Here is a 13652-nt window from a genome sequence, read left to right as displayed (position 1 = left end):
GCAGGGGCGCGCGGCTTACGTCCCTTGCCTTCGGGCTTACCTCGGTGCGTCAGCGAAAGCGTCCGATGGAGAAAGGCGAGAGGTCGAGGGCAATCCGCTCGCCGGATACCAGTGCCGCGATCGTGCGTCCGGTCGAGGCGGCGGCGGTCAGGCCCACGTGACCATGGCCGAATGCGTAGAACGCGTTCGGCACCTTCGACGCCGCCCCCAATACCGGCAGCGAATCCGGCGTGCTGGGACGGAATCCCTGCCAGCGCGCACCGTCGACCGACTGTGTCGGCTTCGGGCCCTTCACGGCGCCGGGGAACATCGTGTGCAACTGCTTGAGCAGCAGATCGGCGCGGCGCCAGTTCGGTGCCGCCTGCAGGCCGGCCAGCTCCACCGTGCCCGCGCCGCGAAGGCGGCCGTTCATCGGGGTGGCGAACAGCTTGCCTTCGGCCCACATGACGGGACGTGAGGGCATGTCGTCCGGCGTCGGAATCTCCACGTGATAACCGCGCTCGGTATCGAAGACAAGGGTGTCGCCCAACTGGCGCACGAACGGTGCGGACCACGCGCCGGCCGCGATTACGACGGCGCTTGCGGGTTCGCGGCCCCGGTCGGTGTGCACGGCCACGGCCTGCGCGCCGTTGGTCTCGATGGCCGTGGCGGCAGCATCGACGATGCGCCCGCCCCGCGCGACCACTTGCGCCGTCAGACGTGCCAGCAGCGCGCCGGGGTCTGGCGTGTGGCCTGTCTCGCCGATGTAGCGGGCGCCCACGAAGTCATGCGACAGCGCCGGCTCGAATTCGCGCAATGCGGCCGCATCCAGCGTTTCGATGTGCACGCCGTTGTCGCGGCGCAGCGCCATGCCGCCTTCGTCGCCCGCCATGCCCTTCTGGCTGGAATAAGCGATGAGATAGCCACGACGCTTGACGAGATCGTTCGCGCCGGCATCGTCAAGCAGCGGTTGATACGCGTCGAGCGCGGGGCCGAGCAGTGCGCGCAGCGCGCTCGCCTGCGCGGCAACGCGTGCCGGCTGGCTGGCGGCGACGAAGCGCATCAGCCACGGCACCATGCGCGGGAGATAGCCCCAACGCAGGACGAGCGGGCCATCCGGTTGCATCAACCAGCGGGGCACCTGCCAGAGCACACCGGGCATGGCGACGGGCACGACCGACGAGCCATTGATGCAGCCCGCATTGCCAAGCGACGCCGCCTGACGTACCGATTGCCGGTCGACGATCACCACCGCGTGTCCGGCACGTTGAAGATATGCGGCCGTACATACGCCGACCAAACCGCCCCCGATGACGACGACGGGACGTGAATCATTCATGAAGCCGCCCTGCGAAAGCACGAAAGCGCTCAGTGTACCGGGTTAAATGCGTACCCCTAAACGCCTTCAATAATCCCGCGCGTGTTCAGATCATCTCCAGCGGACGTTTGCGCGACGGCGCTTCGAAATGATGATCGAGCCGAGCCAGTTCCTCCGTCGTCAGATCGATGTCGTGGGCGGCGCGATTGGCGCGCACGTGAGCGTCCGTGCTCGCCTTGGGAATGGCGATGACGCCCGGACGGCTGAGCACCCAGGCAAGCGCAATCTGCAGCGGGGCGACGTGGCGCGCGGCGGCGATGTCGCCCAGTGCGCCCTTTGCCGGCAGCCGTCCCTGCTCGATCGGCGAATACGCCATCATCGGCAGACCGCGTGCCGCCAGCCACGGGGCAAGGTCATACTCGGGGCCGCGTCGCGAGAGGTTGTACAGCACCTGATCGGTCGCGCACTTTTCGCCGCCGGGCAGCTCGAACAAGTCTTCCATGTCCTCCGTATCGAAGTTGCTCACCCCCCAGTGGCGGATCTTGCCCGCCTCCTGCAACGCTTCGAAGCCGGCAATCGTGTCTTCGAGCGGGACGTCGCCACGCCAATGCAGCAGGTAGAGATCGAGGCGATCGGTGCGCAAGCGCTCCAGACTCCGCTCGCAAGCGGCGATCACGCCACGTCGCGAAGCATTGTGCGGGTAGACCTTGCTCACGAGAAATACCTCGTCGCGCAGGCCGTCGAGCGCGTCGCCCACAAGGCGCTCGGTCGCCCCTTCGCCATACATCTCGGCCGTATCGACGAGCGTCATGCCCAGCGAGACGCCCAGTTGCAATGCCGCGATTTCCTCGCGGCGCCGCTCCGGCTTCTCGCCCATCATCCAAGTGCCCTGGCCAAGCACCGGTACGCTGTCGCCTTGGGGGAACGCGATTTTTCGCATGGTCTTTCCTCCGTGATTTGGTCACCATTATCGGCCTGCAAGGCAAGCAATGACCAGCGTGGTGAGGGCTTCGCGCAACACTTTGCGGTGTCGTCCGATCTTTCGACTCGGACTCGCCCGAAACACCATTCGGATATTGCCGCCATCGCATTCGTGTACCCATTCTCTCGGATAGTTCACAACCCTATCGCCGCACTGCAGCGATAAGCTGATTTCACCGATGCACATGGCGAATGTTGCTCCGCAGCGAGACGGCTCGGTGATGGCTTCCGTCGTGTGCGTCGGACCTGTAACGATGGGAGGCGTACGCACGGAGCGCGGGGCGGCAAAAAAGAAAGCCCCGCGAGCGGGGCTTAAAGGCCGACCGGAGGTGCGTCGGCCAAGGAGGTTCGTCGTGGACGAGCGCGAACATCACAGGGGGCGCGCTTCAGACGTATTGTCGGCATAGTCGATCGGCCTATGGGAAGGAGGATTCCGAATATTCAGAAAGATCGTTGGTCACAAATGTGACAATTGGCGACCTTTTCTTGTCGGGTGACGAACGCGATAATAGGGCACCTCCAACATTGAGGCGTCCCCAAATGGATAACACGATCAAACTCCGTTCGCGCGGCTCGCCGCTCCTGCCCGGCGAGCGCTATGCGCCGCCCTCGGTCTTTTTTCACTGGGCCATCGCATTGCTGATCGTGATCGCCTATGCCGCCGTGATCATCAAGGGCTATTTGCCGAGAGGCAGCGCCCAGCGTGCGATGTCCCTGACGATTCACGAATGGACCGCGCTCGGGGTGCTGGTGCTGGCCGTGCCGCGGTTGCTGTTGCGAATGATCAAGGGCGCGCCGGCCGCGCTGCCGGGGCAAGCGTGGTGGGTGCGAGCCGGATCGTCGGGCGCGCACCTGCTGCTGTATCTGTTCATGTTCGCGCAACCGGTGCTGGGCTATCTGACGCTCAATGCGCAAGGGCATACGCTCACAGTTCCCGGGCTGGATATCGCGCTACCGCAGTTCATCGGGAAAGACGAACAGACGAGCCGGTCGATCAAGGATATCCACGAGACGATCGGTAACGCGTTCTACTGGGTGATTGGCTTCCATGCGCTGGCGGCGCTGTGGCATCACTACTTCCGGCGCGACGATACGCTGCGCCGCATGCTTTGACGGGCGCGTTGGCGTTACGCGCCACCTGGCAGCGTTGCAACGCAATCAACCGCGCGGCAGCAGCACGACCGTGAGTGAGCGCACGCCTTGCGCGCCTTGAATCAGCACGCCTTCGATGTCGGCAGTCGCCGAGGGGCCAGTGACCAGTACCGCGTAGCGCGCCGACGCGAAGTCGGGCAATCGGTAGATGTCCTGCAGGCCATCGACGATGTCGCGCGGGTCGAGCAACACCACAAGGTGCTGCACGAGATAGCCGAGCGCGTTGACACCGTACTCCTGTTCGGAGAGCCACACCGAGCCGGTCTCGGCGACACCGAAGCGGGCGCGCACGATGCCGACGTCGACGTCGTGCAGCGACGCCGGCGTGCGCGCGACGTCGAGCGGTGCCGCCGAGGCGGCTTCCGCGGTTGCGGTGACGGGCGTCACGCCGGGGAAGCGTTCGGCGAGCCATGCGGGCAGTTCGTGCGCGTAGTCGAGCGTCGCGAGCTTGCCCCCCATCGCGACGAGACTTCGTTCAAAACGCTCGCGCCGGTTGCCCTCGGGGGTGTCGAAGACGGGCAGCATGGGCAAGGGGAAGCGTTCGTACACCACGTCGGCAGCGTGGTCGTCGTCACGCAACGCGACCCGCTGCGCGGCGCGTACGCGCGTGAGAAATTCGTTGCGGGAAGTGCTCATGGCGTTTCCTTGCTTGTCGCGTCGCGCGAGGTTCTATTGGCGTCGTACCAGTCGCGGAAGGTCTGCTTGGGGGCATCGGGCAGATCGCGACCCTTGCCCCACGTGTTGAGCGGGTTGTAGAGCACCAGATTGGGCAGACGGTGCAGGGCGGCGTTCATCGATTTGACCGATGCGCGATACAGCACCGGATTGGCAAGCAGCTTCCCGGCCACCTTGATCAGGCTGCGTTTGACGCGAGGCAACTCGCCTTCCTCGGCCACGATCTGACGCCACTTGTACAACTGCTCGTGAATGTTGATGCGCACAGGGCAGACATTGGTGCAACTGCCGTTCATCGTCGACGCGAACGGTAGCGCGCTGTAGCGCCTGAGGTCGGAGGCCGGATTGAGAATGGCGCCGATCGGTCCCGCGTAGGTGCTGCCGTACGACAGGCCGCTGCTGCGCCGGTAGACCGGACACGTATTCATGCAGGCCCCGCAGCGGATGCATTTGAGCGAGTACCAGAAGTCGTCCATCGCGAGACGCGCCGAGCGGCCGTTGTCGACAATGACGAAATGCATCTCCGTGCCGGGACGCGGTGCGCGAAAGTGCGACGTGTATTGAGTGATCGGCGAACCCAGCGCACTGCGCGACAACAAGCGAATGAAGACGCCGAGGTCGACCATGCGCGGAATCAGCTTCTCGATGCCGATGGAGACGATATGCACCGGCGGCACGTTGGCCGACAGGTCGGCATTGCCCTCGTTGGTGCACACCACGACGGTGCCCGTTTCCGCGACCGCAAAGTTGCAGCCTGTCATGCCCGCGCCCGCTTCGAGAAATGCCGGGCGTGTGGTTTGGCGCTGACTCTCGGCCAGATAATGGACGTCGTCGTTGTCGGGGTCGGTGCCGAGCGTTCGACCGAAAAGCTGGGCGACGTCACCCCGCAGCTTGTGCACGGCGGGCACAACCACATGCGACGGCGGCTGATTGTCGAGTTGCTGGATGCGCTCGCCGAGATCGGTTTCCATGACATGGATACCGCGCGGCTCAAGGTACTCGCGCAATTCGCACTCGTCCGTGAGCATTGACTTGCTCTTGACCAGTGTCTTGACGTCGTGCGCCGCCAGAATGCCGTGCACGATGGCGTTGTGCGCGGCGGCATCGAGGGCCCAGTGGACTTTCACACCATTGGCCTCGGCCTGCGTCGCAAACTGGTCGAGATAGTCACCCAGCCTCGCGAGCGTGTGTTCCTTGATCTGCGACGCGAGGGTGCGCAGCGTCTCCCATTCGCCGATGGACGCCGCCTGCGCATCGCGCTTCATGCGCAGATCCCACAGGCGTTTGTCGTGAAACGCCACGTGCGCGGTCTTGGCGAGAAACGCCTCGGCCTGCTTCGCGTGATCGACGCGCTTCGTCCGGCTCATGCGCTCACCTCCGCACGCGGCGTCGGTTCGAGGGTGTCGACGTCGATGCCATTGAGGACTTGGGCGATGTGCAGAAAACGCATCGGTGTCTGCACGCGTGCCGCGCAACCTTTCTGGTGCATCAGGCACGACATGTCGGCGGAGACGATGAACTGCGCGCCCGCGTCGAGATGGTCGCGCACCTTGTCCTGCCCCATCTTGACCGAGACGGCTTGCTCGGACACCGAGAACGTGCCGCCGAAGCCGCAACATTCGTCCGGACGACGTGGCGCGGCGAAGCGGATGCCGCGCACACCTTCGAGCAGCGTGCGCGCCTTCGACCACGGTTCGCCGGGAATCTCGCTGGCAGATGCCGCGTGCAGGTGGCGGATCGCGCTGCAACTGTTGTGCAGCCCGACCGTGTGGACAAACGTGGCCCAGGGGAAGTCTCGGACCTTGAGCACGTCGTGCAGGAACTCGGTGAGTTCGTAGGTGTTGGCGCGAACGGCGGCGGCGCGTTCCGACTCGCCTGCGGCACGCAGATGTTTGCGCACGTGATGCACGCAACTCGACGACGGCGCCACGATGTAGTCGTATCCGGCGAAGTTGTCGACGAAGAGCGACTCGGCCCCGGCGGCGTCGGCTTCGCAGCCGTTGTTGGCCAGCGGCTGCCCGCAGCAGGTCTGACGGCGCGGGTAATCGACGCTCACGCCGAGCTTTTCCAGCAACGCCAGCGTGGCGATGCCGACTTCGGGAAACAGGGCATCGATGAAACAGGGGACGAACAAGGCCGCTTTCATGGGGTTCTCCAACAGGGGACGACACACTCGCCGCAGCGCACCACGGGCGCGGCGACGAGTGTCTACAACAAGGACAGGCTCAATGCACCAGCATCCCCGTGAGCCAGTAAGCCTGCACCAGGGTGATCACCCCCGCGAGTACGACAAACATCAGGCTGTGCCATACGGTGAATCGGAACAGATCGGCTTCCTTGCCGATCAGGCCGGTGGCCGCGCATGCCACGGCGATCGATTGCGGCGAGATCATCTTGCCGGTCACGCCACCGGTGGTGTTCGCGGCGACGAGCAACGTGTTCGACACGCCGATCTGCTGCGCGGTGGTGCTTTGCAGCCCGGCGAAGAGCGCGTTGGACGAGGTATCGGAACCCGTCAGGAACACGCCCAGCCAACCGAGCACCGGCGAGAAGAACGGGAAGGCCGAGCCAGTGTGTGCGAGCAACAACGCGAGCGTCGTCGACATGCCGGAGTAGTTCATGACAAACGCGAACGCCAGCACCAGGCCGATCGCCAGCACGGGTTTTCTCAACTCCGCAACGGTTTCGAAGAAGCTCGTCACGCCGGCGGCAGGTTTCATGCGCAGCAGGGCCATCGAGAGCAGGGCCGCGATGAAGATCGCCGTGCCGGTGGCCGAAAGCGCATCCCACTTGAAGATGGCGTCCATCGGGGTCGACTTGGCGACAATGGGTGCGGCCTTGGCCACCAGTCGGTCGAGCCCGGGCACATGCAGCGACGGCACGGTCCACGCCAGCGGGCCCGTTGCCGCAAACAGTGCCTTGAAGCCCGGCAGGCTCCAGATCGTGACCATGCCGGTCAGGATCAGGAACGGCGACCAGGCACGCAGGATCTGGCCAGCCGTATAGGGCGACGGCGTGGTACCGCGCGACGAGCCGCCACCCAGGCCACCCACGCCGCCAAGGCCGCCCAGTGCTGCCGTGCCGCCCGACGTCGCCACGCCGGTATGCGCGCGCGCGGCGGACGTCTTCGGTTGCCACACCTTCAGGAAGCTGGCGAGACACACGAGCGAGAACAGCGACGAGATGATGTCCGGCAGTTCCGGTCCGATATGGTTCGACGAAAAGTACTGCGCGACGGCAAAACTGCCGCCGGCCACGAGCGCGGCGGGCCACGTTTCCTTGACGCCGCGCTTGCCGTCCATGATGAACACGAGCCAGAAGGGCACGAAGGCGGAGAGCAGCGGCAATTGGCGTCCGGCCATTGCGCCGATATGGAACGCATCGATGCCACTCACCTGACCCGCCACGATGATCGGAATGCCCATCGCACCGAAGGCGACGGGCGCGGTGTTGGCGATCAGGCACAGGCCCGCGGCGCGCAGCGGTTCGAAGCCGAGGCCCACGAGCAGCGCGGCGGTGATGGCCACCGGCGCGCCGAAACCCGCCGCGCCTTCAAGAAACGCACCGAACGAGAAGCCGATCAGCAGCATCTGCAGACGCTGGTCGTTGGTGAGCGAGACCACCGAGCTGCGAATGATGTCGAACTGTCCGGTCTTGACGACCACGCGATAGAGAAAGACCGCGGTGATGATGATCCAGGCGATGGGCCACAGACCATAAGCGAAACCATACACGGCCGACATGGCGGCCATCCTGGCCGGCATGCCGAAGTAGGCGACGGCGATGACCAGCGCAAGGCCAACGGTCAGGGCGCCCGCGGCATGCGCTTTCATGCGCAGTCCCGCCATGGCAACGAAGAATACGACGATCGGTAACGCGGCCATGAGCGCCGCGATCCATAGGGTGCCACCCGGCACGTAGTTCTGTACCCACACTTCCACTTGCGTCTCCTCGATTTGGTGATCGATTGCTATAAGGCTTGGTCCGGCGGTGTCGCCGTGCGCGCGGCCGCGTTTGTCAGGCGGTTGGCACGACGGTTGGCACGGACGCGATGTCCGGCTGACGCGATGATCGACACCCGAGAAACGTTCGGGCAAACTGGTCGTACCAGTTGCCGTGGGTGAGGATTGACAGGGCAGAATCGCGGCAAAGCCCAAACATGCGTCAATAGCGCACGCCCAGCCATCGAGGGGCTCGTGTGTCGCAAGGCGAGCCCGGCGTCGCTACCAACGCGCGCATCCGACCTGTCGCAGGAGACATCACCGTGAGCGGTCCCAATCTGACCGAGCGCATCACGCGCGAACTCGAAACCCGTTTGATCGAAGGCGTTTGGGTGCCCGGCGAGCGCATTCCCTCGGAGCGCGCGCTGGCGCTATCGCTGGGCGTAGCGCGCTCGACGGTGCGCGCGGCGCTGCAACGTCTCGTCGCCCGGGGCCTGCTCAAAACGCGGGCCGCCTCAGGCGTTTATGTGTCGGATCGGTTGCAGACGGGGTTGATTTCGCCGTGGCGGCAACTCGTGAGCGATCATCCGGAGTTGCGTCCGGACATGCTCGAATTCCGCTTGATGCTGGAGGGCACCACGGCCTATCTGGCGGCGGTGCGGGCGACCGATGAAGATCTGGCGCGTCTGGCCGAACTGGTCGATGGGCTGGTCGACGCGCATGAGCGCGGCGACACCGTGCGCGAGTCGCGGCTCGACGGCGACTTTCATACGGCGCTGGCCAATGCGTCGCACAACGCCATGCTCCGGCACCTTCAAGGCAGTGTGGTCAAGATGCTCCACGAGCACATCTCGCTCAATAACTCGGGGCTGTTCGAGTTGCGCGAGCAGGCGTCGGAAACCATCCTCGCGCACCATCTGGCGCTCTGGGAGGCGATTCGCACGCGCCAGCCGGAAGCTGCGCGCCGCATCATGCGCGAGCACATCGGCTTCGTGTGGCGCAAGCTCGAACCGGACGCGCCGGCGCCGATCGTCCCTTGAGGTTGCCGGGTCCGACTGCCGGTTTTGGTAGGATGCGGACTTTGCCACGCATTCCCCCATCGTGAAGCGCCCGATTTCGTCGCTGTTGTCGTCGCTGTTGCATGCCATCGCCCGAACGGGCCGGCATGGCCTGCACCTCTTGCAACCCCTGCAGCCGTATGCGGCTCGCGCGTGGTCTCACGTGCGCCATCCCACGCGCCGGGGCGTACTCATTGCCATGGCGGCGCCGCCGTGTCTGCTCATTGCCTACACGCTGATCCTGATTCCGTTCACGCCGAGCATTCGCGACATTCGTCGCGCCAGGATCGACCGACCGGCGCAGGTGCTGTCGGCCGACGGTAAGCTGCTTGCCGAATTCCGGCCGGCGAACCGTGAATGGGTGCCGTTGAAAGACGTGTCGCCGAATGTCGTCAAGGCGCTGGTCGCGACGGAAGACCACCGTTTTTACGAGCATCACGGCATCGACCTGAAGCGCACGGCATCGGCGGCGCTGCACACGTTCTCCGGCGACCGGCAGGGGGGATCGACCCTCACGCAGCAACTCGCCCGCAATCTGTATCCGGACGAGATCGGCCGTGCGCCCACGCTCACGCGCAAGCTCAAGGAAGCGATCACCGCGCTGAAGATCGAAGCGCTCTATACGAAACCCGAGATTCTCGAGACGTACCTGAACACGGTGCCGTTCCTGTACAACGCGTACGGCATCGAGATGGCCGCGCGCACGTACTTCGACAAGTCCGCCGATCAGCTCGATTTGCTCCAAGCTGCCACGCTCGTCGGCATGCTCAAGGGCAACAGTTACTACAACCCGGTGATCAACCCCGAGCGTGCGCTGCAACGTCGCAATACCGTGCTCGCCCAGATGGTCAAGTTCGGGGGGCTCGACGCGTCGAAGCTCGCCGCGTTGCAGAAGCGCCCGCTGCGCATCGACTTCGAACGACAGACCGAGGAGCCGGGACCCGCACCGCACTTTGCCCAGCAATTGCGCAAGTGGCTCATCGGCTGGGCCGATCGTCACGATTACAACATTTATTCCGACGGCCTCGTCGTGCATACGACCATCGACTCGCGCTTGCAGACGATGGCGACGCAGGCGCTTACGCATCAGGCCAATCAGTTGCAGGGCATTGCCGACGCGAACTGGTCGGCGCGCGGCGGCTGGCGCGACAGTGCGGCACTGGTGCATGCGTTCGTGCGCGAATCGGCCGAGTATCGCAACGCGGTGGCGGGGGGCGAAGCGCCCGACGCTGCGATGAAGCGCCTGCTCGCCGACAAAACATTCATGCAGAATCTGCGCACGACGAAGACCCGGGTGCAGGCCGGTTTTCTGGCGATCGATCCGCGCACGGGTGAGATTCGCGCGTGGGTCGGCAGCCGCGACTTTACGACCGATCCGTTCGATCACGTTCAGCAGGCGCGCCGTCAGCCGGGATCGACGTTCAAGGCGTTCGTGTATGGCGCGGCCTTCGCCAAGGGCAGAACACCCGACGACACCATCGTCGACCAGGTCGTCGACATCCCGCTTGCGGGCGGCGAGATCTGGCGACCGAGCGACGACACTGCGCCGACCAACAAGCCCATGACCTTGCGAGACGCGCTGGCGCAATCGCGCAACACCGTCACGGCACAACTGATGCAGGACGTGGGGCCGTCGCGCGTGGCCGGACTGGCCCGGGCGATGGGCGTGCGCGAGAGCAAGCTCGATGCGGTGCCGTCGCTGGCGCTGGGCACGAGCCCCGTCTCGCTCAAGGAGATGGTGGCCGCGTACGGCACCATTGCGGATGGCGGCGAGTATCGCGAACCGACGATGGTCACCGAGATCACGAACAGCGCGGGCGACGTGCTCGCCACGTTCTCACCGGCGCGCGCCGAGCGGGCGCTCTCCGTAAACGACGACTACACGCTGCTCGATACCCTGCGCAGTGTCATCAATCGCGGCACGGGCAATGCGATTCGCACGCGCTTCGGCATTCGCGCCGATGTGGCGGGCAAGACCGGCACGACGCAAGACAACGCCGATGGCTGGTTCATCCTCATGCAGCCGCAGTTGGTGGCGGGCGCGTGGGTTGGCTTCAACGACAGTCGCGTGACGCTGCGCAGCGATTACTGGGGGCAGGGCGCGCATAGCGCGCTGCCGATCGTCGGCGATGTGTTCTCGCGGGCGCTGCGCTCGAAGGTGATCGATGCGAATGCGAAGTTCGAAGCGCCGGACAATCACCATTGGTACAGCGACTGGTGGACGCGCGCCTCGGATTGGGTGACGGGGCTTTTTGCGAAGTCCCCCGAACCGGCGCACAAGGCGAAAGCGCCTGTAAAGCGTGCGGCGGCGCCTACGCGCGCCCCCGCGGACACCGCGCCCGCCATCGCGAGCGATAGCGGGCCGCTGCCGGTGCCGGTCGCGTCGGCCGTGCTGGCGCAGCCTGAGTCGGGACTGCCAGCGAGCACGCCGCATGGCACCACGATTCCGGGCGTGCCGGGCGAGTGGAATGGTCCGGGCGGGACGTCGTCGAACGGCACCACCACGCCCTCCGGTTCGGTGGGCGGCGTGGCGTCGCCGTCGGCTCAGCCAGTGACGCCGTCGTCGCCGGCCGCGTCCAGCGCGGTTTCGCCGTAGCCAATGCAGCAAGGCTCACCCTGCCGGTCGTCGATCCAGCGTCCGGCGGGCGCCTAACGATCATCGCGCCGCTTCGCATTCACCTGCCGGCCATCGCCTCGATGCCCCGGCCGGATTGGCGCGCTCAGGCAGAACGTTTCGGAATGTCGAGCCCGCGAATCACGGCGGGGCGTGCGACGAACGCGTCGAGCGCGCGTTTCACGTGCTTGAACTCTTGGAAACCGACCAACTCGGCCGCCTCGTAGAAGCCGACGAGGTTTCGGATCCACGGGAACGTGGCGATGTCGGCGATGGTGTACTCGTCACCCATGATCCAGGCGTGCGTCGCCAGACGGGCGTCTAGCACCGCGAGCAGACGCTTCGCTTCGTTCACGTACCGGTCGCGCGGACGCTTGTCCTCGAAGTCCTTGCCCGCGAACTTGTGGAAGAAGCCGACCTGGCCGAACATCGGCCCGACGCCTCCCATCTGGAACATTACCCATTGCAGCGTCTCGTAACGCGCGGCCGGATCGGCGGGCAGCAACGTGCCGGTCTTCTCGGCGAGGTACCAGAGAATCGCGCCCGACTCGAACAGTGGCATTGGTTTGCCGTTGGGGCCGTTCGGATCGAGGATCGCGGGAATCTTGTTGTTCGGATTGAGCGACAGGAACGCCGGCGAGAGCTGGTCGTCGGTCTGAAAGCTCACCAGATGCACTTCATAGGGCAGCCCGATTTCTTCGAGCATGATCGACACCTTCACGCCGTTGGGCGTGGGCAGCGAATACAGTTGCAGACGCTCGGGATGCACAGCCGGCCACTTGCGGGTGATGGGGAACTGGGACAAATCGGCGGACAGATCGGACATGGGGATCGATGCGTTCGTGAGGAAGCGACGCGCAGCGCCGCGGGACGATCAATATACCGCCAAGTCGTCAGGCTTGCCGGGCACGGTGGCGTCGGGCTTTTCCGGTAGACTGCTCGCACTTTGTGCCGTCGCGCGGAGGCTGTCTTCGGTGGCGAGACACGAAGCCCCTTCCTCGGCCGGACCATGGAACTCAGGCATCTTCGATACTTCATTGCGGTGGCAGAGCAACTGAGCGTGCGTGCGGCGTCCGAGATTCTGCACGTGACGCAACCGGCCGTGTCCCGGCAGATCCGGGATCTCGAAGAGACCATCGGGGCAGCGCTCTTCACGCGTACGGCTCGCGGCCTTGTGCTGACCGCGGCCGGCACAGCCTACCTCGCCGAAGCCCGTGACATCCTGGCCCGGGTCGAAAACGCGAACCGTACCGCGCGGCGTCTTGCGTCGGGCGTCACCGGCCGGTTGCGCATCGGCTTTGTCGAGAACGCTTCCTGGAATGGTCTGGTGCCCGCCACCTTCAATGCCTTTCAGCGCGCCACGCCGGAAGTGGCGCTCGAACTGATACCCATGAACACGCCCGAGCAGCTCGACGCCATCGCGGCCGGTACGCTGGACGGCGGGTTTTGTTATCGCTTCGGCGCATTGCGAGAAGGCTGCGCCGAGGTGCCCTTGCTCGAACACGATGTCGTCCTCGCGGTGCCCGTGGACTGGCCGTTGGGGCGAGAGGGCGACGTGGACGTCGCGTCGCTTCGCGCCCACCCCTTCGTGGCTTTTCCGCGCGCGGTTTATCCCGCCTACTACGATCGTTTGATCGCCGCGTGCGCCGAGCGCGGCTTGACGCTCGACATCCGTCAGGAAGTGTCAACAGAGGCGGCGATCCTCTCGCTAGTGTCTGCGGGTGTCGGGCTGGCGATCGTCAACGACGCGAACCGCGACCGACCGCCGGCACGCGTGCGCTTCGCCGCCATCCGCGATCTCTCGGTGCGATTGCCATTGGCGTTCTGCCACTCGGCCCAGCATCCGCCGCAGCCTGCCTTGCAGCGGTTCATCGAGCAGTTGGCGAGCGTTCAGGCGGCCTGACGACCACGGGGACGACGGAACGCGGCGGCAA

Annotated in this window: 11 protein-coding genes; 4 read left to right on the top strand and 7 right to left on the bottom strand. The window is 65.2% G+C overall.

The window, feature by feature from the left end; translation table 11 throughout:
• Positions 1 to 49: 49 nt before the first annotated feature.
• Positions 50 to 1318: an NAD(P)/FAD-dependent oxidoreductase gene (locus PEP31012_RS05530; RefSeq protein ID WP_150588338.1), complete on the bottom strand. Its 1269-nt coding sequence runs from the start codon at positions 1316 to 1318 to the stop codon at positions 50 to 52.
• 85 nt (positions 1319 to 1403) lie between these two features.
• On the bottom strand, positions 1404 to 2237 hold the full coding sequence (locus PEP31012_RS05525; RefSeq protein WP_150588337.1) for an aldo/keto reductase: 834 nt from the start codon (positions 2235 to 2237) through the stop codon (positions 1404 to 1406).
• A gap of 581 nt (positions 2238 to 2818) precedes the next feature.
• On the opposite strand from PEP31012_RS05525, the gene PEP31012_RS05520 reads away from it, so the two are divergent.
• A complete protein-coding gene (locus tag PEP31012_RS05520; RefSeq protein WP_150588336.1) occupies positions 2819 to 3391 on the top strand; it encodes a cytochrome b in 573 nt (190 codons plus the stop codon).
• 45 nt (positions 3392 to 3436) lie between these two features.
• Here the strand turns inward: PEP31012_RS05520 and PEP31012_RS05515 are convergent, their stop codons facing one another.
• The 4 genes from PEP31012_RS05515 to PEP31012_RS05500 form a co-directional block, all read right to left on the bottom strand.
• A complete protein-coding gene (locus PEP31012_RS05515; RefSeq protein WP_150588335.1) occupies positions 3437 to 4066 on the bottom strand; it encodes a LutC/YkgG family protein in 630 nt (209 codons plus the stop codon).
• Positions 4063 to 5472, bottom strand: coding sequence for a lactate utilization protein B (locus PEP31012_RS05510; RefSeq protein ID WP_150588334.1), 1410 nt, complete (start codon positions 5470 to 5472; stop codon positions 4063 to 4065). The genes PEP31012_RS05515 and PEP31012_RS05510 overlap by 4 nt, the downstream gene beginning before the upstream one ends.
• Positions 5469 to 6251, bottom strand: a complete 783-nt coding sequence (locus tag PEP31012_RS05505) for a (Fe-S)-binding protein (protein ID WP_150588333.1) — start codon at positions 6249 to 6251, stop codon at positions 5469 to 5471. The genes PEP31012_RS05510 and PEP31012_RS05505 overlap by 4 nt, the downstream gene beginning before the upstream one ends.
• 79 nt (positions 6252 to 6330) lie before the next feature.
• Positions 6331 to 8046 (bottom strand): lactate permease LctP family transporter, encoded by a 1716-nt coding sequence (locus PEP31012_RS05500; RefSeq protein WP_150588332.1) that lies wholly within the window; start codon positions 8044 to 8046, stop codon positions 6331 to 6333.
• 323 nt (positions 8047 to 8369) lie between these two features.
• Between PEP31012_RS05500 and PEP31012_RS05495 the strand changes: the two genes are divergently transcribed.
• Complete coding sequence (locus tag PEP31012_RS05495) at positions 8370 to 9086, top strand: FadR/GntR family transcriptional regulator (RefSeq protein WP_150588331.1); 717 nt, start codon at positions 8370 to 8372, stop codon at positions 9084 to 9086.
• A gap of 58 nt (positions 9087 to 9144) precedes the next feature.
• Positions 9145 to 11700, top strand: a complete 2556-nt coding sequence (locus PEP31012_RS05490; protein WP_425494933.1) for a penicillin-binding protein 1A — start codon at positions 9145 to 9147, stop codon at positions 11698 to 11700.
• Positions 11701 to 11824: 124 nt separating this feature from the next.
• Here the strand turns inward: PEP31012_RS05490 and PEP31012_RS05485 are convergent, their stop codons facing one another.
• Entirely contained in the window at positions 11825 to 12544 is a 720-nt protein-coding gene (locus tag PEP31012_RS05485) for a glutathione binding-like protein (RefSeq protein WP_150588330.1), read from the bottom strand.
• A 183-nt stretch (positions 12545 to 12727) separates the two neighbouring features.
• On the opposite strand from PEP31012_RS05485, the gene PEP31012_RS05480 reads away from it, so the two are divergent.
• Positions 12728 to 13621, top strand: coding sequence for a LysR family transcriptional regulator (locus PEP31012_RS05480; protein WP_150588329.1), 894 nt, complete (start codon positions 12728 to 12730; stop codon positions 13619 to 13621).
• Positions 13622 to 13652 lie beyond the last annotated feature (31 nt).

The organism is Pandoraea eparura (genome assembly GCF_902459725.1).
Lineage (GTDB): Bacteria > Pseudomonadota > Gammaproteobacteria > Burkholderiales > Burkholderiaceae > Pandoraea > Pandoraea eparura.
This window is presented reverse-complemented; position numbering and strand designations above follow the sequence as displayed.